Genomic DNA, 19,809 nt, shown 5'->3' with positions numbered 1-19,809 from the left:
CGCTAGGACTTGGAGCCGGCCTGGCTGGGCTTGCCCTGGTATTGGCGCTCGCCCCCGCCCATCTGGCTGGACGGCACATCGAAGGGCTGCGAGCGGTGCGGCTGGAACTCGCGTGAGCCGCTGCTTTGCTGTTGCTGGCGGTCCATGAAGCGCTGCGGCTGCTGCTGCAGCCGTGCGCCCGGTGCTTGTGCGTGGTTCATGGGAGGCTCCTGGATGACGCGTCGCCGCGGTTTCCTTCGCATGAAAGAATGGTCCATCGAAAGGCCTATCGCGGGCAAGAGAAACACCTTAAAACCCGGCGTCGGGGGTGTTTGTAGGCCAACACGCCACCCGGCTGTCAGCGGCAGCCTACAGGGCTGAATCAGAGCAAAGGGACTTGCGGCGGCGGCGTGTCGTAGTAATCCGCAATACGCTCCAGCGCCCGGGTATTGAGCAGCCGCAGCTTGCCGTCCTGGATTTCGTGCAGGCCCAGCTGGCGCAGGCGCCGCAAGGTTTTGTTGGTGTGCACCAGCGACAGCCCCAGCGCATCGGCGATATGCTGCTGGTTGATGGGGAACTCCACCATGCCGCCATCGGCCATGCCCACGCGTTCCAGCCGTCGGAACAAATGCATGAGCAGCATGGCCACGCGCTCGGTGGCGTTACGCCGCCCGGCGGTCAGCAGGTGGTCGTCCACCATGCCCTCCTCGCGCGCGGCCAGCCAAGTGATGTCATAACCCAGGTTGGGGAAATTGCGGAACAGCTCCCACAGGCGTTCGCGCGGGAACACGCAGAGGCTGGTGTCGGTCACGGCTTCTATCCCGTGCATGGGGCCGTCGGCAAACTTCTGCTGCAGGCCGATGAAGTCGCCCGGCAGCAAAAAATTGAGGATTTGCCGCCGGCCGTCGCTCAGGGTTTTGTAGCGAAAGGCCCAGCCCGAGTACAGCGTGAACAATTTGCCGTTGGGCTTTTGCTCATAAAGAATGGTGCCGCCGGCCTTGACCGACGTGGTGCCGGTGCGGAAGGTTTCAATGAACTTCAGTTCCTCGGCGTTCACCGGCATGAAGGCCCCGGTACGCCGCAAGCCGCAGGCACTGCAGTGCGGCGGGCAGATCGCTGAAGTTGGCGTTGGGATACTCATGGAAGACTTATCTTAGGCGCATATCCCTGTGTCTTTTGACATTGTGCGGTGCAAGGCGTGCCGCTACATTGTGCCGCGATGACACTCACAAGCACCTCCCTGTATGAAATCCTTTATGTCAGCACGCTGGCCCCTGAAGCGCCGCTCAGCGTTGTGGGAGATATCGCCGCCAAGGCCCGGCAGGCCAACGCCGAGCGCGCCATCACCGGCCTGCTGATCTTTGACGGCATGCGTTTTTGCCAGCAGCTGGAGGGCGGGCAGAAACAGGTGCTGGCACTGCTGGAGCGCATACGCCAGGACAGCCGCCATACCAACCTGCAGGTCCTGCACCACGGCGAGCTGGCCGCCCGGCGCTTCAAGCGCTTCAGCCTGGGTTATTGCCTGGTCGAGGATGACGACGTGCTGGAACGCATGGAAAGCATGGACGGCCAGGCCGCGCTCGATGCTTTTGCCGGGCTGCTGTCCGCGCTGGACCTGGATACCTGAGTTCGACGGCACTAACCCTGGAGCGCACTCCACATTTCCTGATCCCTCTGCGCTGTCCAGATGCGCGGGTTCTTGATGCCGCTGGCCTCGTCAAACGCGCGGCTCACGTCAAAGGGCAGGCAGTGCTCGTAGATGAACACATGGCCGAAGGCCGGGTCCATGCTTTTGCGCGTGTGGGCCATGGCGGCTTTCAGGTCCATGCCGGCGGCGGCTGCTTCCTTGCCGGCCTGGTACAGCGTTTCAACCCAGCGTTTGGTGTAATCCAGCGCCTTGTTGACGTTGGCCGCACCTTTCATGGCTTCGCCGCGGCCGGGGACTATGGCCTCGGCCTTGAGCGCGCGCAGGGCTTCCAGGGTGGCGGGCCATTCCTCGAGCTGGGCGTCGCCGGTGTAAACACCGGCCTCGTATTCGACCAGGTCACCTGAGAACAGCACTTTTTCTTCTTCGATCCAGGCAATCGTGTCGCCGCGCGTGTGGCCGGGGCCCGGGTGCCAGATCTGTACCTTCACGCCGCCCAGGTCCAGCACCAGCTTGCCGGGCTTTTCGCCTTTGACAGGATTGCCGCCGTCTATCACCAGCGTCGGCCAGGTCAGGCCGGGCACGCTTTCGGCATTGCGAAAGAGGCGGGGGAAGCGCTCCATCTCGCTTTGCATGTCCTGCGCGCCGCGCTCGACGATCAGCTCGTAGGTACCCTGGCTGGCGATGATCTCAGTCGCGCCTTCGGCCTCGTAGGCGCTGGCGCCCAGCACGCGCACCGCGTGGTAGTGCGTGAGCAGCACGTACTTGATGGGCTTGTCGCTGACGCTGCGTATGCGCTTGATCAGGTCCTGCGCCATCGCCGGCGTGGCCGTGGCGTCGCTGACCATGATGAACTTGTCGCCGATGATGACGCCGGAATTGGGGTCGCCCTCGGCGGTATAGGCCCAGCAGTGCGCGCTGAGCTGCTCGAAGGTGATGGTCTTGTCGGTCAGGTCGGACTGGGAGGCGAAGGCTTTGGACATGGGGTTTCCTGGGTGGGGCGCGGCGCAGGGCGGAGCAGCAGCCGCCGGCTTTGCCCGGGAATTTTACTTAAACGTAATGCATTACGAATAGTTGAATCCCGAAACCCCACGGCCCCCTGCCCTTATTCGGGCTCTATGCCCGCCGCCTTGATGATTTTTCCCCATTTGAGGGTCTCGTCCGCCTGAAACTTGCGCAGCTCTTCGGGATTGCTGGTGAAGATCTCAGTGCCGCTGGACTGGTAGAAAGGCGCGGCCGAGGGGCTGCGCGCGGCGCGCGCGAGCATGTCGGCGAGTTTGGCCACCACGTCGGCCGGCGTGCCGGCGGGCGCGTAGGCGGCAAACCAGTAGGTCATCTCATAACCCTTCACGCCGGCCTCGGCGATGGTGGGCACATCCGGCGCCAGCGGCGAGCGCTGCCGCGTGGACACGCCCAGGGCCTTGAGCTTGCCGGCCTTGACCTGCGGCAAGCCGGTGGCCATGTCGGTGATCATCATGTCGATCTGCCCGCCCAGCAGGTCGGTCACGGCCGGCGGGTTGCTCTTGTAGGGAATGTTCAGGATGTAGGTGCCCGTCATCTGCTTGAACTGCTCGCCCGCGACGCGGCTGGAGGAGCTGCCGCTGCCGAAGGACAGCTTGCCCGGCTTGGATTTGGCCAGCTTGATGAAGTCGGCCACGCTGCTGACCGGCAGCGCCGGGTTGACGACCATGATCTGGCCGCCGCGCCCCAGGGCCGTGAGCGGCGCGAAATCCTTGACCGGGTCATAGGGCAGCTTCTTGAACAGGTGCTCGTTGGCCGACTGCGTGGTGTTGGTGGTGATGAAGACGGTGTAACCGTCGGGCCTGGCCTTGGCCGCCGCCTGCGCGCCTATAAAACTGTTGGCGCCGGGCTTGTTGTCCACCACCACGCTGGCCTTGCTGTCGTTGGTCACGGCCTGGCCTATGGCGCGCGCCAGCTGGTCGGTGGCGCTGCCGGCGGCAAAGGGCACGATAAAGGTGATGGGCTTGTCGGGAAAGCCCTGGGCCGGTGCCAGCGCGGGCGCCAGCGCGCAAAGCGCGGCGGCGGCGAGCACCAGGGGGCGCAGGCGCGGGCTGGTGAAGTGGGATGTTGAGGGGGTCATGTTTGTCTCCTTTTTTGAATTAAAAGTCGGTCGCCGTCTGTCGCAAGCCTCAGGGCGGACCCGCCAGCAGGGGCGCCAGCGCGGCGGGAATCTCTATGGGCAAATCCAGCAGCCAGAAGGACAGGGCCTTGCCGTGGGTGTCCAGATTGAGCGCGTCGTTCACGCCGCCGTCCAGCACCTCGTCGAGCACAAAATTGAGCGCCGCCAGCCCCGGCAGCTCAAAACGCTGCACGCGGGCCGGCCGCCTGTGGGCAAAGTGCCGTGCCACCACGGCCTCGGTCACTTGCGCCAGCAATACGGGGTAAAGATCGGCATGCCAGGCAATCACGCTGATGTTGGAGCGGTTGCCCTTGTCGCCGGTGCGGCCGTGGGCGGCGCGGTACAAAGGTACTGTGATACTGGCGCTCATTGCATATCCTCCAGCATCTCAAAGCGCAGCGGCACCGCCTCACGCGGCACCAGGCAAGACAAGGTATTGAGGCGCGGCGTCAGCGAAGTGCGCACGCCGCCGCCGCCGGCCGGTCCGCAGCAGTACAGCGCCGTCACTTCACGCGGCAGCCGCTCGGCCTGCGCGCGTTCGGCATGGGTCGCGGCCACGCGCAGGCGCACGTCGCGCGCATCACCCGCGGGCGCCTCGGCCAGTAAACGGCCCGCGTCGTCGCCCATGATGCTGAGCGCGCCTATCAGGTCCACGCGCAGCGCGAGCGCCGGCAGGCGCCGGCGCAGCACCTCGGCGGCCAGGCGGGCGCGCGCCTCGGCACGCGGGCCGGCATAAGAAATTTCACCTTCGGCCAGCCAGCCGCCTTCATGGCAGACATTGACCTTGAGGCTGGCCGGCCGCGCATGCCCGCGCACGCCGCTCAGGGCCACGCGGTCAGGGCCGGCGGGGCTGAGCCGCGCGGCGCTGATGTCGGCCACGACGTCGGGCGTCAAATAGGCGGCCGGGTCGTGCACTTCATACAGCAGCTGCTCCTTGACGCCGGCCAGGCTCACCACACCGCCGGTATGCGCCGCCTTGCCGATGACGCAATTTCCCTCGCTGTCGATTTCGGCGATGGGATAGCCCACGGCGTGCAGGTCCGGCACCTCCTTGTAGCCGGGATCGGCGAAATAGCCGCCGCAGACCTGGGCGCCGCATTCGAGCAAATGGCCCGCCATGGTGGCGCGCGCCAGCCGGTCCCAGTCGTCGGCGCGCCAGCCGAAATGCGACATCGCCGGCCCCACCGTCAGTGACGGGTCGGCCACGCGCCCGGCCACCACGATCTGCGCGCCCGCGTCCAGCGCGGCGGCGATGGCTTCGGCGCCTATGTAGGCGTTGGCGCTGACCTTGCGTATGCCGTCCATGGCCGCGCCCAGTTGCGCGCGCAGCAGCGGCTCATGCTGCGTGCCCGACAGGTCGTCGCCCGCCACCACGGCGATGCGCGGCGCGGGCAGGCCCATGCCGGCGGCCATGGCCTGGATGTGGCGCGCGGCCGCCAGCGGGTTGGCGGCGCCGAAATTGCTCACGATGCGGATCTTGTGCGCCAGGCAGCGCGCCAGCACGGGGCGCAGCATGTCGTCCAGCAGCGGCTCGAAGCCGGCATCGGGGTCGGCGCGGCGGCGCAGCTGCGCAAGTGCCAGCGTGCGTTCGGCCAGGGTTTCAAAAATCAGGAAGGCCGGCCCGCCGCGCGCGATCAGCGTGTCCACCACCGGCCCGGCGGCATCGACGCGGTCGCCCGAAAAACCGGCGGCGCAGCCTATCAACAAAGGGGAAGGAGGGGATGAAGTCATGGGCGTGGCGTGCAAGCCCTGAATCTAGGCCTTGGGTACTTATTTGTAAAATTTAAAATACTGATCTATTAATTTGAACTACAGATAAATGGCCCAACCCAACCTCTCGCTGCGGCAACTGCGCGCCTTCCTGGCCCTGGCCGAGCAGCGCAGCTTCACGCAGGCCGCGGCCACCTGCCATCTTTCGCAGCCGGCCTTCAGCGCGCTGATACGCACGCTGGAGGGCGAGCTCAACACGCGGCTGTTTGACCGCGACACGCGCAGCGTGGAACTGACGGCCGAGGGCAGGCTCTTCGAGGCCTCGGCGCGCCGGCTGGTCGAGGATTTCGGCGCCGCCCTGGTCGACCTGAACGACCATGTGGAGCGCCGCAAGGGCCGGGTGCACATCGCGGCCCTGCCCTCGCTGGCGGCGGGCTGGCTGCCCGCGGTGTTTGCCGAATTCAGGCAGGCCTGGCCCGGCATAGAACTCAACCTCAGCGACCTGCTGTCGGATGCCTGCGTGGACCTGGTGAGGAGCGGCAAGGCCGACTTCGCGCTGGCCTCCACCGGCGTCAGCCATGCGGGCCTGAGCACGCGGCTGGTCTGCACCGACCGCTTTTACCTGGTGTGCCGCAAGGACCACCCGCTGGCAGCCGAGGCCTCGCCCACGCTGAAAAAACTGGCGCCCTACCCTTTTATCCACATGTCGCGCAACAGCAGCGTGCGCCAGGCGCTGGAGGCGGCCCTGCATCCGCAGCAGGCCAACACCGTGCTGGAAGTCGACCAGTTGGCCACCGCCGCGGGCATGGTCGAGGCCGGGCTGGGCATCAGCGTGGTGCCGGCGCTGACGCTGTTTCACTTTGAGCGCAAAAGCCTGGTGACCCGGCCCCTGGCTGCCAGCGGGCTGACGCGCAAGATCTACCTGGTGCGACGGCAGGAGGGCAGCCTGTCGGCGGCCGCGCAGGCCCTGCACGACCTGGTGCTTGAGGCCATGAAGGCGCGCACGCCCTGATTCAGGAATGAGTCCCGGCCAGCCAATCCACCGCGCTGCGCGCCAGTGACTCCAGCGGCGCATCACCGGCCAGGGTCAGCACGCCGGGCTCGGCCGAAGGATCCTGCAAGGCCTCGAACTGGCTGGCCACCAGGCTGGGCGGGTAAAAGTGGCCGGGGCGCACGGACACGCGGCGCAGCGACTCGGCCTGGCTGATGGCCAGGTGCACAAAGCGCAGGCCCGCAGCCGCGGCGCGCAGGCTGTCGCGGTAGCCGGCCTTCAGGGCCGAGCAGGTCAGCACCACGCCCTCGGGGTGGCGCGCCAGTTCGGCGCCCAGCTGGTGCAGCCAATCGGCACGGTCTTCGTCGGTCAGGGCAATGCCCTGTTGCATCTTGGCGATGTTGCCGGGCGGGTGGAAGTCGTCACCCTCGATCAGCGGCAGCGACAGCTGCTGGGCCACCAGGCGCCCGACCGCCGACTTGCCGCAGCCCGCCACACCCATCACCACCACACGCACGGGCAAGCCGTCATGGGGCGTGACGGAAGCGGGAAGGGGGCGGGTCTGGGATGCGGCGGTCATGCATAAATTATCGCGGCCCGCGGGCGCTTGGCGCGCCCTTGGGTGACAGCCGAGGCAAAACCGCGGTTGATAGGAGCGCCCGTGCTTTGTTATCGTTGCGCCATGGCCTCACCCAAAAATGATTTTGCGATGTACTGCTGCGAGCTCCTGTCGGGCGTGGGGCCCTGCACGGCCAAACGCATGTTCGGCGGTTTCGGCATCAGCACCGGCGGCCTGACCTTCGCGCTGGTGGCCGACCTGGGCGGCGGCGAGACCTTGTGGCTCAAGGCCGATGAGGCCACGCGCGGCCTGTTCGAGGCCCAGGGCTGCGGCCGCTTCACCTACGAGATGACCCGCAACGGCGTGCGCTCCCCGCACAGCCTGGGCTACTACAGCGCGCCCGAAGAGGCCATGGAGTCGCCGTCCTTGATGCTGCCCTGGGCGCGCCTGGCGCTGGACTGCGCGCTCAGGGCACGCGCGGCCAAACCGGTCAAACCGGCCAGGAAGCCGAAAGCCAAAACAAAAACCCCCGCCAAGGCCAAAATCCAAGCCAAGGCGGCGCCGGCCAAAAAAAGCCGCGCATAAAAAAACCCGCAGCCTTGCGGCCGCGGGTTCAAAGCTCCCTTCCGGAAGGAGCCACTGACTAGAACTGTTTACACCAGGTTGGACATGGCCAGCACGTTGTAGCGGTGCGGGTGCCGGCGCTGGTCGTCCTTGAAAGTGTCAAAGTCGTGGCCGGCCGCCATGGGGCGGGCGCGGGCGGTCAAAAAAACCATGGCCAGCGGGGTCAGCAGGGCTTCAAACGCCGCTGCCGCACCCAGCACCAGGCCGCGGGCCAGGCGGCCCAGGGCGCCGGCGGCCAGGCCGAAGGCGGCGCGCAGGTCGCTCAGCGGCTGCAGCACGCCGGCGCGCCAGCCGGCCGGCTCGGCGGCGGGCTGCCTGACGGCGGCGCAGGCCGCAACAGGCTCCCAGCTGAAGTAGGCCGATGCGGCATGGCCCGCGCTGAAGGACTCGATCACCAGCGACTCACCGGCCTGGAGCGTCAGGCTTTCGCCCCGGCTCAGGAAATGGTCGCCGGCGCGCACCTCGGCGTCCTGGCTGGCGGAGTCGAAGGTGGCCCAGACCCGGCCATGCGCAATTCGCAACACACCGGCCTGGGCGGCGTGCAAGGTCAGGGCCCGTCCCGCACCCAGCTTCCAGAAGCCCGCCAACCCGTCAACCTGGCCGGTGGTGGCATCGGTAGCCTGTTGCAAAAAGCGGTCGCCTGCGTGAGAAGCTGAGTGTTCCATGGTGTTCTCCAAAAAAGGCACAAAGTGAGTGATGAGGGTTGAATCATCTCGCCGCCGGCTTGCGCGGTCCAATGAAATCGCGGTAAGCTATTCATTCCATAATCGCATCAATCAATCAGGCCGAAATTGCCCTAATACCCCCGAACTGTCATGCTGCATTCACAAACACACTTGCGTTCCCGGCCGATTTCCGCCGGCCAGCTCCGGGCTTTCGAGGCCGTGGCGCGGCATCTCAATTTCCGCGCCGCCTCGGAGGAACTGGCCCTGACCCAGTCGGCCGTGAGCCGGCAGATCCAGGGCCTGGAAGAAGACGTGGGTGTGAGCCTTTTCCACCGCCACACCCGGGCGGTGGAACTGACCGCCGCCGGCGGCATCCTGCTGCGGGCCGTCACGCCCTCGTTGGAGCGCATAGACAACGCGGTGCGGCAGATACGCCAGACAGCGGGGCGCAAGAGCGTGTCGCTGACCACGTTTGCCTCCTTCGCGTCGATGTGGCTGATCCCGCGGCTGGAGGGCTTCCAGCGCGACAACCCCGACATCGACATCCGGATTGATGCATCGGACGTCGCGGTGGACCTGGACATTTCGGACCTGGACCTGGCCTTGCGCTACGCCCCGGCCAGCCACATGCCGCCGGGCGCGATACGGCTTTTCGGCGAGCAGATCACGCCGGTGATCAGCCCCTGGCTGCTCAAAAGCGGGCCGCGCCTGAAGAAACCCGACGACCTCGCGCAGTTCACCCTGATCGAGGCGGGCGACGCCCACCAGACCCACCTGGAATGGCTGACCTGGCGGCGCTGGCTGGACGAGCACGCCAGCCCCAAGCTGGAGGCCAAGCGCTGGCTGTACTTCAACTACGCCTACCAGATGGTGCAGGCCACGCTGACCGGCCAGGGCGTGGTGCTGGCGCGCCTGCCGCTGATTGCCGAAAGCCTGGCCTCGGGCGACCTGGTCGAGCCGCTGCCGCAGACACGCATGGAGTCGCCCATGAGCTACTGGCTGATCGTCGGCCCGCGCAATGTGGCCAGGCCAGAGGTTGTGGCTTTTTGCGACTGGCTCAAAAGCCAGGCCGCGCTGACGCGCGAGGCCATAGGTGACGTGCCCGATCCGGACACGGTGGACTCTTTGGACTAGAGCCAGCAGGCGCCGCGGGACTGGTTTTGCCAGACCGCAGGCGCCGCCCCCTTGAGGGGGGAACAGGCTACACGCAGTGAGCCTGGACGGGGGTGGATTAGGTTTGCCGCTTCAATAACCGCCCGGCACGCGCCTGCACCTTGGCGTTCGCCGCCTCGGCGTTGCCGGCCACATAGGCCAGCTCACCGTTCACAAACACCTTCTCGATGCCTTCCGACACCGCGATCGGATCCTGGTAGGTCGCCACGTCGCGCACGCGGGCCGGGTCCAGCACCACGACGTCGGCGTGCCAGCCGGGCTGCAGCTGGCCGCGCTGGTGCAGGCGGAAGTTGCGGGCCGACAGGCCGGTCATTTTGTAGATCGCGGTTTCCAGCGGAAAAAGGTTTTGCTCGCGCCAGTAGCGGGCCAGCACGCGGGGAAAAGCGCCCCAGAGGCGTGGGTGCGGATGCTTGTCATGCGGCAATCCATCCGACCCGATCATGGAGAGCGGATGCGCGATCACGCGCTTGACGTCGTCCTCGTGCATCTGGAAATAACAGGCGCCGCCCGGTTGCAGGCGGCGGCAGGCGGTTTTCTGGTCCACGCCCCATTCCTCGGCAATCGAGGCCAGCGTGCGGCCCATCATTTCGGGGTGCGGGGTGGACCAGCTCAAGAGGACGTCGATGACGCCGTCAACCAGGTCTTCGCGCAGCACCGTCGAGCCGGCCACATAGGGATAGACATCCATCGCGATATCCTGGCGCTTGGCCAGCGTATCGATCAAGGGCAGCGTCTCGCGCGTGCGGCCCCAGTTGTCCGGGCCGGCGCATTTGTGGTGCGAGATCACCAGCGGCACGCCCGCCTCGAAAGCGCAGTCACTGGCCTCGTGCATGGCTTCCAGGATCTCGGCCATCTCCGAGCGCATGTGGGTGGCATAGATGCCGCCATGGCGGGCCACCACACGCGCCAGCGCGGTCACCTCGGCCGCCGGCGCCGGCATGGCTTCGGCATAGAACAGGCCGGAGGACATGCCGATCGCGCCCTGGGCCATGCACTGCTCCAGCAGAGCGCACATGGCAGCCACTTCATCGGCCGTGGCCGGCCGGCTGAGGTCCTTCATGCAGGCATAGCGCAACGTGGTGTGTCCGATCAGCGGCGCCACGTTGACGGCCGGCTGCGCCTCGGCCACCGCGCCTGCATAGGCATCCACCGAAGGGTACTTGAACGAATTGCCCAGCAGGGTGAGGGCGCCCTGCGGTTCTTCCACCACGAAGGGCGCAACCGACAGGCCGCAGTTGCCGGTGACCACCGTGGTGATGCCCTGCGACAGCTTGGGAAACATTCCGGGTGCGTTCAGCACGATGGCGTCGTCGTGGGTGTGGACGTCGATGAAGCCGGGCGTGATGGCAAGGCCGGTGCAATCGTGCACCTGGACGTCGGCGATGGCCAGGCCTTGCGGCAGGCGATGGCGCAGGCCCGGGCCGACGGCCGTGATGCGGTCATCCACCAGCAGCAGATCGCCGGGTCGGCCCGGCGCGCCGGAGCCGTCCACCAGCAGGCCGTTTTCAAGCAGGGTGGCGCGGGTCATCGCACTTTTCCTGTCGTGAGCTTGGCGCCCTCGTCCCAGTCGAGCCGGGGATGGTGGTGCATGTCCACGCCGCGCGTCTCCAGCGTGCGCTGGATGTTTGCCAACCGGTTCACCGCCTTGTCGCCCAGCCGCTGCGCCACGAGCACGGTGAGAATTTCGATCACCGTCAGGTGCGCCAGGTAGGCTTCGGGGCCCACCGGCATCACCGGGTCGGGCGCCACTTCCACACCCAGCACGATGTCGGCCAAGGCCGCCAGCTGTGAGCCGGGCTGCGTCAGCGCGATGACGGTGGCGCCCTGCGAGCGCGCCACGTCCACGGCCTCCAGCAGCGAGGGCATGCCGCCGACGTGGGTGATGGCCATCACCACGCCGCGCGGGCCGATGGTGGCGGCCGAGATCAGTTGCAGGTGCGGGTCCAGGTAGCTGCTGGCGGCCAGGCCCATGCGGAACAAGCGCGCCTGCAAGTCCGAGGCCATGAAGTTGGAGGTCACGCCGACACCGTAGCAATCGACCCGGGCGCCGGCGACGATGGCGTCGGCCGCCGCCTGCGTCGCCTCCACGCTGAGCTGGGCCTGCACGCTGTTGATCACGATGGCGGCGCCGCGCGTCACCTTGGTGATCACCTGGCGGGTATCGTCGTCGATGCGCACGCGCCGGTTCAGCGGCGAGCCGCCCACGGCCATTTCCTGCGCCAGCGCCAGCTTGAACTCGCGCAAGCCCGGATACCCCAGGTCGCGGCAGGTGCGCATGATGGTGGGCACCGAGCTGCCCGCGCGCTGCGCCAGCTGCTCAAAACTTTCATCCAGCACGCGCTGGGGGTCCTGCAGGATCAACTCCAGCACGCTGCGCCTGGACGTGGGAGCGCTGGCGATGGCGTCGGCGATTTTGGCAAGAACTTGTGAGGTCATGAGGACTTTGGTTGCGGTGCACGGAAAGCTGTACGGACCATTACACCAGGGAGAGCAAGCGGCTTAAAAACACGTGACGAGGGCATCGCAGACCGTGTAATTCTCATCGACAACCGGCATCCAGCGCCATTTGTCGAAGGTGGTGCAAGGATGGGAGATGCCCAGCGCCACCAGGTCGCCGACCTTGAGCGCGGCCAGTTCGGGGCCGCTGCCGCGCAGGTAGGCATGCTGGTCGTTGAGCGCCGTGACTTTCCAGTCCGCGGGCGCGGCCACGGGCGCGGCGCCGGGGGCGCTTATCGAAGACAGCGGTATCGGCATTTCCAGGTCGTAGGACAGGTCGCGCCGGCCCACGGCCAGGATGGCCAGGCCCGGCTCGGGGCAGGATTGCACCGTGGCCCACACCTCGATGGCCGGTTTCAGGCCGTCGCTGTCATGCAGTCGCGCATTGACGGCGCCGACCAGGCGCTTGTAGTTGCCGTGGTCGTGCGTGATGTAGCAGCCCGAACGCAGCAGGCCGCGCACCGGCCGCGAGAGCTTGGGCGTGAGCCAGCCGCTGACCAGGTCGAAGATGGCCGAGCCGCCGGCCGTCATCAAGATTTCCTCGCTGTCGAACAGCCCCTGCTGGTCGCAGATCAGGGCAATGTCGCAGGTGCGCCGCATGAGCGCATCGGCATAGGCCTTGTCCGCCGCCGAATCGCCGGTGGCGCCCTGCCCTTCATAGGTCTCTATGCCCACCAGGCGGCAGGCCAGGCTGGTGCGTATGGCAGCGGCCAGGGCGATGGCGTCGTCCTCATTGCGCACGCCGGTGCGCGCGCCCATGACGCCGATTTCCATCAACACCTCAAAGGGGGCGGCCATGAGGGCGGTATTGGCGCGCGCCCAGGCATCGATCAGTGCGAGCTGGGCCAGCGAGTCGACCAGGAAGACGATGCGCAGACCCGGGTATTCGCGCAGCATGCCCTGGATGCCGGCCAGGTCCATGGCGTTCACGACCTGGTTGGCGATGATGAGGCGTTTGGCGCCGGCCGTGATGCCGGCACGCATCTGCGTGACGGTGGCGAAGGTAAGGCCCCAGGCGCCTTCGTCAAGCTGGCGCTTGAGCAGCTGCGGCGACATGGTGGTCTTGCCGTGCGGCGCCATGTCCACGCCCTGGCCTTTGGCAAAGCGCTGCATCCAGCCGAGGTTGTGTTTCATCGCCGACTGTTTGACGACGGCCAGCGGCAGCGGCAGGTCGCCCTTGAGCACGTTCCAGCCCTGTTTGCCCATCTCGGAGCGGCGCACCGGCCCGCTGTTGTGGGGAAAGCCCTTGAAGGAACGGTCAAGCTGCGGATCCAGGAGGTCTTGCAATGTGGTCATGAGTTTTTTTGGGATTGTCAAGCAGCGGCCAATGTAGCAGTGGGCACGACCGCGACCGGCACGGCACTGGCGATATCGTCGCGTATGCAGGCCTTGAAGCGGCCATTGCCCATGTCGCGCAGTTCGGGGCGCGCCACCGAGCAGGCATCCACCACATGCGGGCAGCGCGTGCGGAACACACAGCCCGAGGGCGGGTTGACCGGGCTGGGGATGTCGCCCTTGAGCGCGATGCGCTCGCTTTTGAACTCAGGGTCGGGCTTGGGCGAGGCGGCCAGCAGCGCTTGCGTGTAAGGATGCAGCGGCTGGGCGAACAGCTCGGCCGTGGGCGCGACTTCCATCACGCGGCCGAGATACAGCACCACGACGCGGTCGCACAAATACTCGACCACGTCGAGGTCGTGCGAGATGAACAGCATGGTCAGCGACAGGCGGTCGCGCAGGTCGCACAGCAGGTTGACCACCTGCGCCTGGATGGACACGTCGAGCGCCGACAGCGGCTCGTCGGCCACGATGAATTCGGGCTCCACCGCGAGCGCGCGCGCCACGCCTATGCGCTGGCGCTGGCCGCCGGAGAACTCATGCGGGTAGCGGCTGGCATGCTCGGCGCGCAGGCCGACCAGTTCCAGCAGCTCGGCGATACGCGCCTCGCGCGCCTCTTTGCCCTTGGCCAGGCCGTGCACCTGCAGGGCCTCGCCCAGGATGTCCCTGACCCGCATCTTGGGGTTCAGGCTGGCATAAGGGTCCTGGAAAATCATCTGCAGCTTGCTGCGCAGCGCGCGCATGCGGCCGCTCGAGGCACTGCCAAGGTCTTCACCGCGGTACAGCACCTGGCCCGAGGTGGCCTCGATCAGGCGCAGCAGCGTGCGGCCTATGGTGCTTTTGCCCGAGCCGGATTCGCCGACCAGGCCCAGGGTTTCGCCGGGCTGGATGCTGAAGGAAACATCGTCGACCGCGCGCACCGGCTTCGCGGCCGCGCCGAAATAACGCTGGAGGTTTTTCACCTCGATCAAGGGTGCGCTCATACTGATTCCACCGTAGCAACAGCTGTTTCTTCCACGCGAATGCAACGCGCGGCGCGGGTAGGGCCGGCAGCAAGCAGCGCGGGCATGGCATCGCGGCAAGGCGGAATCGCCAGGTCGCAGCGCGGCTCAAAAGCGCAGCCCGGCGGCGGCGCCAGCGGGCTGGAGACCTGGCCGCGTATGGCGTAGAGCCGGCGTTTCGCGCCAGCCTGGCCGCTGGCCAGTTCGCGCTTGCGCTGCTGTGCGGGCAGGCAGGCCAGCAGGCCTTGCGTGTAAGGGTGGCGCGGCTGGGCAAACAGATCACGCACCGGTGCGGCCTCCACAATGCGGCCCGCGTACATCACGGCCACGTCGTCGGCATGGTGGGCCACCACACCAAGGTTGTGGGTGATGAACAAAATGCTCATGCCGGTCTCGGCCTGCAGCCGGCGCATGAGCTCCAGGATCTGCGCCTGTATGGTCACGTCCAGCGCGGTGGTGGGCTCGTCGGCGATCAGCAGCGTCGGGTTGCAGGCCATGGCCAGCGCGATCATCACGCGCTGGCGCATGCCGCCGGAGAGCTGGTGCGGGTATTCGTTCAGGCGCTGCGCGGCGGCCGGGATCTCGACCAGCTCCAGCATGCGCAGCGCGTGGGCCAGCGCGGCCTTGCGGTCCAGCCCCATATGCAGGCGCACCGATTCGGCGATCTGCTCGCCCACGGTGAAGACCGGGTTCAGGCTGGTCATGGGCTCCTGGAAGATCATCGCGATCTCATTGCCGCGTATGCGCCGCATGCCGGCTTCGGGCAGCGAGAGCAGGTCCAGCGTCTGGCCGGCGCGGTTGGTGAACAAGGCCTCGCCGCTGACCTGGGTGGAGGCGGTGCGCGACAAGAGGCGCATCAGCGTGAGGCTGGTCACCGACTTGCCGGAGCCCGACTCGCCGACCAGCGCGGTGGTCTTGCCGGGGCGTATGCTGAAACTCACGTCGGCGACGGAGCGTATCAGGCCTTCGTCGGTGTCGAAAAAGGTGCTGAGATGGCGGACTTCCAACCGGTTCACGTCGATTTCCTTCACATCGATTTCCTCAAGCGTGGGTCCAGCAGATCGCGAATGCCGTCGCCCAGCAGTTGCAGCGAGAGCGCAGTGAGGATGATGGCCAGCCCCGGGAACAGCACAATCCACAACGCCTGGTGGGCGTACTGTTGGCTGCCGGCCACCATGGTGCCCCAGGTCGGAATTTCAGGCGGAACGCCCACGCCCAGGAAGGACAGCGCGGCCTCGGCCAGGATGGCGTAGGCAAAGATAAAAGAAGCCTGCACCAGGATGGGCGACATCAGGTTGGGCAGGATGTGGCGCCACAGGATGCGCGCGGTGGAGACACCGACGGCGCGTGCCGCCTCAACAAACAGCAGCTCGCGCACCACCAGCGTGGAGGCGCGCACCACGCGCGCCACCCGCGGCGTGTAAACCAGCACCAGGGCCAGCACCACGTTCAGCATGGACGGCCCGAGGATGCCGACCAGCGCGATCGCCAGCAGGATGTCGGGAAAGGACATCATCGCGTCGACCACACGCATCACCGGCGCATCGAGCCTGCGAAAGAATCCCGCGACCAGGCCGAACAGCGTGCCGCTGACCACCGAGCCCAGCGCGGTCAACAATGCGATGGTCAGCGAATAGCGGCCGCCGAAGGCAATGCGGGCGAAAAGGTCGCGGCCCAATTCATCGGTGCCGAACAAATGGGAGGATGACGGCTGGGACAGCCGCTGGCTCACGGCGGTCTCGTTCGGGTCCAGGCCGCTCAGGGGGCCGGCGAAGAGCGACACCAGGACGACGATCGCCAGCGCGATCGCCGCGGCCAGCACGATGCGCCGGCGGAACAGCTTGCGAAGAATCAGGGGCATCTGCATGTCAGTATTTCACTCGGGGATCAACGACGGTGTAGAGCAGGTCGATGGCGAAATTGATGACCACGTAGATCGCGGCCACCACCAGCAGCGCGCCCTGGATCACCGGGTAGTCGCGCCGTATCACTGCGCTCACCACCAGGTTGCCCACGCCGGGCAAACCGAACACGGTCTCCGTCACCACCGCGCCGCCAATCATGAGCGCCACCGTCAAGCCAAGGACGGTGACGATGGGCACCAGCGCGTTGCGCAGCGCATGCTTGAGCACCACCACGCTTTCAGACAAACCCTTGGCCCGTGCGGTGCGCACATAGTCCTCGCCCAGCACGTCCAGCATGGAGGCGCGGGTAAAGCGGATGATGAGCGCCGAATTGAGAACGCCCAGCACCGCCGCAGGCAGGACCAGGCAATGGATGCGCTCGGCCAGCGAGGCGCCCGGCTCGCCATAGCCCGAGACCGGAAACCACCCCAGGGAGACGGCGAATATCTGCATCAGCACCAGGCCGAACCAGAAGCTGGGCACACTGGCGCCCAGCATCGCGAAGCCGGTAAAGGCCTGGTCCACGGGCTTGCCGCGAAATACCGCCGAGACGATGCCGCAGGGCACGCCGATCAAGGCGGCAATCGCGACCGCCATCAGCGACAGCAAGGCGGTGGGCTCGGCCCGCTCCCAGAGCGCCTGGGTCACGGGCCGCTGCAGAAAGATCGATTCGCCCAGGTTGCCGTGTGCCAGTTCACGAATCCACAAGGCGAACTGCACCGGCAGGGACTTGTCCAGGCCGTAGACCTTCTGCACCCGGGCGATGTCCTCCGCCGTGGCCTGGTCGCCCAGCAACACCGCAATCGGGTCACCCGGGGCGGCGCGCGTGAGGATGAAAACCAGCACGGCCACGATGGCCATGACCACCAGCATGCCGCCTAGCCGGGACAAAAGATACCGTGTCATGACTTTCTTCTATTCAATGAGGTGAATCTTCTAACCATTCGAAGGCGCTCCAGATCAACCGCACTACACCCGGCAAAAAAAGAAGCGAACCCAAACCAGCTCAAGCCGCGGAACCGGCTTTGCCGGGCCGCAGGCGGGCGGCCCCCTCGGGGGGCAGCGTATTACACGAAGTGAAAAGCGTGGGGGCTTATTTCAGGCTGGTGTTCCAGAAGAACGGATAGGTATAAGGCGTGTAACCCTGCAGCGCCGGGGCGCGCGCCGACAGGCTGGCGAATTTGCCGACCTGGATGTAGGGCACCTCGTCGTAGACCACCTGCTGCACCTTGCCCCATAGCGCCCCGCGCTTGGCCGGGTTCGGCTCCTGGTTCAGCGCGGCCAGCGCCTCCGTCTTGGCGGGCGAGCTCCACCAGCCCGGCGCGCCGTCGCCCAGTTGCGGGGGCGAGAGCATGGGCTCGGGGAACAGGCCGGAATGCGTGATGTAGATATCCCACAGCTTGGGGTCGGCGCGGCGCTGCAGCAGCGTGGCCCACTCCACCACGTTCAGCTCGGCCTTGAAGCCGGCGCGCTTGAGCTGCTCGGCCATGATGAGCGCCATGTTGTAGTGGAAGTCGTACTGGCGGCTCGTCAGGATGCGCACCGGCTCGCCCTTGTAGCCGGCCTGTTCGGCCTGGCTCTTGGCCTTCTTTGCGTCGCGCTCGTTGTAAGCGGTGGTGCCGGCGGTCGAATAAAAGGGCGTGCCCTTGGGGAAATGGTTGCCCTCGGCAACGAAAAAGCGTGTGTCGCCAAAGCCAGCTGCCAGCATTTCGCCTTCGCCCAGCGCGGTCTGCACTGCCTTGCGCACAGGCTGGTGCGCCAGCGAGCCTTCCTTGGTGTTGAACACCAGGTAAGGAAAGCCGAAAGAAGGCGTCATGATGGGCACCACCTTGCCGCCGGCCTTTTCCAGCCGCGGCAGGGCCTCGATCGGCAGCAGGTCGGCGTAGTGGAACTGGCCGGCCAGCGCGCCTTCCACCCGCGTGTTGGCGTTGGGCACCGGCACGAAGCGCAGCTCTTCCACCGTGGCCACACGCTTGCCGCCATAGCCGCTGGCAGCTTCCTTGCGCGCGGCGTAGCCGTCGAAGCGGGTGAGCAGCACGTACTGGTCGGGCTTGCGTTCCTTGAACTTGTAGGGCCCGGTGCCCACATACTCGCGCAGCGGCTGGGCCAGCGACTCCTTGGCCATGATGGCCGCCATGCCCGAAGCCATGGCCAGTTGCGAAAGCAGCGGCGCATAGGCGTTCTTCAATGTGATGTCCACCGTGAGCGGCCCCTTGGCCGCCAGGTCGGCCACTTGCACCGCCACCGACTTGCCGCGCGGCGAGACGTCCATCCAGCGCTTGAGGCTGGCCACCACGTCGTCGGCATTGAGTTCACGGCCACTGTGCAGCATCACGCCTTTTCGCAAGGTGATGGTGTAGAGCTTGCCGTCGGCCGAGATTTTCGGCATGGCCTCGGCCAGCATGGGCACCAGCGCCGCCTTGGCATCGAAGGTGAACAGCGGTTCGTAAACGTGCTGCATGATGATGCAGACCAGGTCTGCCGGCGTGGACTGGATGTCCAGCGTCGGCGGCTCGGCCACCATGGCCAGATTCAGGGCCGATTTGCCGCCCTGCGCGGCGGCCGGGCCGAAACCGGCGCCGGCCGCACCCAGGGCCAGCAGGGAGGACAGGGCGGTGCGGCGGTGCATGCGGATTCCACGGGTCATAAAGAACTCCTGATTGAAGTTAAATTTCACGCTTGAAGATTAATTGGTCTATAAATGCTATTTTTCAGGATAAACCCGAATAAAAGGTGGATTTCTGAAAATATTTTTCATCTTTAGCGACAAACTGAACTTAAAAAGGAGTTTTTCATGCCTCTGGAATATTTAGGAAATCCACCCCTGGCCTCCGACCACCAGCCCCGCCCGTTCTCGCCCGCCGTGCGTGCCGGCGATTTTGTGTATGTCTCGGGCCAGGTGCCGGGTGACGAAAAAGGTGAGATCGTGCAGGGAGGCATCGAGGTGCAGACCCGCCAGGTCATGAAAAACCTCCAGGCCGCGCTGGCTTTGGCCGGCTGCACACTGGACGACGTCTGCAAGACCACGGTGTGGCTGCAAGATGCGCGCGACTTCGGCAGCTTTAACCGGGTCTACATGAGTTACTTCACGGGCGGCAAGCCGGCCCGGTCTACCACCGAGGCTCGCTTGATGGTCGATGCGAAGGTGGAGATTGATGTGGTGGCTTATAAGCCCAAGGGTTGAGGCCGGTCTTGCTCCAGCGGGGCGCTCCCCTCTGACTCCTGCTGGCCGGGAGTGGCCCGGCGGCCAGTAACTTTCTTTTGCTTCGCCAAAAGAAAGTCACCAAAGAAAAGGCGACCCTGGTGTCTGCGTCCCTTCGCTTCGCTACGGGCAACCTGCGGTGCTCGGTTCAGGCGGGGTCTCGCTAAACTCGCTACGTTTCACTTCGCTCAAACAACGCGATCCCTTATCCGCCTGAACCTCCGCTCCTCGGCGCATACACAAGGGGGTGGGAGAAAAATACCAATACCTAAAAACCACAAGGACACGCCATGGCGTGTCCTTGTTTGTATTTGTCTTCTTGGTATTTCGGTATTCGGTTCCCGATTGCCCCGTCCTGGCTGGGCCGAGGAGCGCAGAGGCAAGC

The 19,809-nt window shown here is 66.1% G+C and carries 21 protein-coding genes; 5 read left to right on the top strand and 16 right to left on the bottom strand.

The features are described 5' to 3' along the window. Positions 1-2 precede the first annotated feature (2 nt). Together AC1D09_RS20790 and AC1D09_RS20785 are read right to left on the bottom strand one after the other, a co-directional pair. On the bottom strand, positions 3-200 hold the full coding sequence (locus tag AC1D09_RS20790; protein ID WP_477662834.1) for a hypothetical protein: 198 nt from the start codon (positions 198-200) through the stop codon (positions 3-5). A 161-nt stretch (positions 201-361) separates the two neighbouring features. Then, positions 362-1,120 (bottom strand): Crp/Fnr family transcriptional regulator, encoded by a 759-nt coding sequence (locus tag AC1D09_RS20785; protein ID WP_477662835.1) that lies wholly within the window; start codon positions 1,118-1,120, stop codon positions 362-364. 78 nt (positions 1,121-1,198) lie between these two features. On the opposite strand from AC1D09_RS20785, the gene AC1D09_RS20780 reads away from it, so the two are divergent. After that, positions 1,199-1,606, top strand: a complete 408-nt coding sequence (locus AC1D09_RS20780) for a BLUF domain-containing protein (protein ID WP_477662836.1) — start codon at positions 1,199-1,201, stop codon at positions 1,604-1,606. An 11-nt stretch (positions 1,607-1,617) separates the two neighbouring features. Here AC1D09_RS20780 and AC1D09_RS20775 read toward each other — a convergent pair whose 3' ends face one another. The 4 genes from AC1D09_RS20775 to AC1D09_RS20760 form a co-directional block, all read right to left on the bottom strand. After that, on the bottom strand, positions 1,618-2,607 hold the full coding sequence (locus tag AC1D09_RS20775; protein WP_477662837.1) for an MBL fold metallo-hydrolase: 990 nt from the start codon (positions 2,605-2,607) through the stop codon (positions 1,618-1,620). A gap of 122 nt (positions 2,608-2,729) precedes the next feature. Next, complete coding sequence (locus tag AC1D09_RS20770) at positions 2,730-3,725, bottom strand: Bug family tripartite tricarboxylate transporter substrate binding protein (RefSeq protein ID WP_477662838.1); 996 nt, start codon at positions 3,723-3,725, stop codon at positions 2,730-2,732. Positions 3,726-3,774: 49 nt separating this feature from the next. Beyond that, positions 3,775-4,134 carry an AtuA-related protein gene (locus AC1D09_RS20765; protein ID WP_477662839.1) on the bottom strand — a complete coding sequence of 120 codons (360 nt, stop codon included), beginning with the start codon at positions 4,132-4,134 and terminating at the stop codon, positions 3,775-3,777. After that, a complete protein-coding gene (locus tag AC1D09_RS20760) occupies positions 4,131-5,495 on the bottom strand; it encodes an acyclic terpene utilization AtuA family protein (RefSeq protein WP_477662840.1) in 1,365 nt (454 codons plus the stop codon). The genes AC1D09_RS20765 and AC1D09_RS20760 overlap by 4 nt, the downstream gene beginning before the upstream one ends. Before the next feature lie 88 nt (positions 5,496-5,583). Between AC1D09_RS20760 and AC1D09_RS20755 the strand changes: the two genes are divergently transcribed. Continuing rightward, entirely contained in the window at positions 5,584-6,486 is a 903-nt protein-coding gene (locus AC1D09_RS20755) for a LysR family transcriptional regulator (RefSeq protein WP_477662841.1), read from the top strand. A gap of 1 nt (position 6,487) precedes the next feature. On the opposite strand, the gene AC1D09_RS20750 is transcribed toward AC1D09_RS20755, so the two are convergent. Beyond that, a complete protein-coding gene (locus tag AC1D09_RS20750; protein ID WP_477662842.1) occupies positions 6,488-7,045 on the bottom strand; it encodes a gluconokinase in 558 nt (185 codons plus the stop codon). Between the two features lie 102 nt (positions 7,046-7,147). Between AC1D09_RS20750 and AC1D09_RS20745 the strand changes: the two genes are divergently transcribed. Next, complete coding sequence (locus AC1D09_RS20745) at positions 7,148-7,609, top strand: TfoX/Sxy family protein (RefSeq protein ID WP_477701211.1); 462 nt, start codon at positions 7,148-7,150, stop codon at positions 7,607-7,609. Between the two features lie 68 nt (positions 7,610-7,677). Here the strand turns inward: AC1D09_RS20745 and AC1D09_RS20740 are convergent, their stop codons facing one another. Beyond that, complete coding sequence (locus AC1D09_RS20740) at positions 7,678-8,313, bottom strand: DUF2917 domain-containing protein (protein WP_477662844.1); 636 nt, start codon at positions 8,311-8,313, stop codon at positions 7,678-7,680. A gap of 150 nt (positions 8,314-8,463) precedes the next feature. On the opposite strand from AC1D09_RS20740, the gene AC1D09_RS20735 reads away from it, so the two are divergent. Continuing rightward, positions 8,464-9,447, top strand: coding sequence for a LysR substrate-binding domain-containing protein (locus AC1D09_RS20735; RefSeq protein ID WP_413327802.1), 984 nt, complete (start codon positions 8,464-8,466; stop codon positions 9,445-9,447). 97 nt (positions 9,448-9,544) lie between these two features. Here the strand turns inward: AC1D09_RS20735 and AC1D09_RS20730 are convergent, their stop codons facing one another. The 8 genes from AC1D09_RS20730 to AC1D09_RS20695 all read right to left on the bottom strand — a co-directional run bounded on the left by AC1D09_RS20730 (position 9,545) and on the right by AC1D09_RS20695 (position 18,869). Further along, positions 9,545-11,014 carry an N-acyl-D-amino-acid deacylase family protein gene (locus AC1D09_RS20730; RefSeq protein ID WP_477662845.1) on the bottom strand — a complete coding sequence of 490 codons (1,470 nt, stop codon included), beginning with the start codon at positions 11,012-11,014 and terminating at the stop codon, positions 9,545-9,547. Continuing rightward, positions 11,011-11,922: a MurR/RpiR family transcriptional regulator gene (locus AC1D09_RS20725; protein ID WP_477662846.1), complete on the bottom strand. Its 912-nt coding sequence runs from the start codon at positions 11,920-11,922 to the stop codon at positions 11,011-11,013. The genes AC1D09_RS20730 and AC1D09_RS20725 overlap by 4 nt, the downstream gene beginning before the upstream one ends. Before the next feature lie 63 nt (positions 11,923-11,985). Then, positions 11,986-13,278, bottom strand: a complete 1,293-nt coding sequence (locus tag AC1D09_RS20720; protein ID WP_477662847.1) for an alanine racemase — start codon at positions 13,276-13,278, stop codon at positions 11,986-11,988. 17 nt (positions 13,279-13,295) lie between these two features. Then, a complete protein-coding gene (locus tag AC1D09_RS20715; protein ID WP_477662848.1) occupies positions 13,296-14,300 on the bottom strand; it encodes an ABC transporter ATP-binding protein in 1,005 nt (334 codons plus the stop codon). Beyond that, complete coding sequence (locus tag AC1D09_RS20710) at positions 14,297-15,349, bottom strand: ABC transporter ATP-binding protein (RefSeq protein ID WP_477662849.1); 1,053 nt, start codon at positions 15,347-15,349, stop codon at positions 14,297-14,299. Before AC1D09_RS20710 ends, AC1D09_RS20715 begins: the two co-directional genes overlap by 4 nt. Next, complete coding sequence (locus AC1D09_RS20705) at positions 15,346-16,185, bottom strand: ABC transporter permease (RefSeq protein ID WP_477662850.1); 840 nt, start codon at positions 16,183-16,185, stop codon at positions 15,346-15,348. The genes AC1D09_RS20710 and AC1D09_RS20705 overlap by 4 nt, the downstream gene beginning before the upstream one ends. 1 nt (position 16,186) lies before the next feature. Beyond that, complete coding sequence (locus AC1D09_RS20700) at positions 16,187-17,128, bottom strand: ABC transporter permease (RefSeq protein WP_477662851.1); 942 nt, start codon at positions 17,126-17,128, stop codon at positions 16,187-16,189. A gap of 187 nt (positions 17,129-17,315) precedes the next feature. Then, positions 17,316-18,869: an ABC transporter substrate-binding protein gene (locus tag AC1D09_RS20695; protein ID WP_477662852.1), complete on the bottom strand. Its 1,554-nt coding sequence runs from the start codon at positions 18,867-18,869 to the stop codon at positions 17,316-17,318. A gap of 147 nt (positions 18,870-19,016) precedes the next feature. On the opposite strand from AC1D09_RS20695, the gene AC1D09_RS20690 reads away from it, so the two are divergent. Further along, complete coding sequence (locus AC1D09_RS20690) at positions 19,017-19,406, top strand: RidA family protein (protein WP_477662853.1); 390 nt, start codon at positions 19,017-19,019, stop codon at positions 19,404-19,406. Positions 19,407-19,809: the final 403 nt, after the last annotated feature.

This window comes from Polaromonas sp. P1_A2 (assembly GCF_056406895.1).
This window is presented reverse-complemented; position numbering and strand designations above follow the sequence as displayed.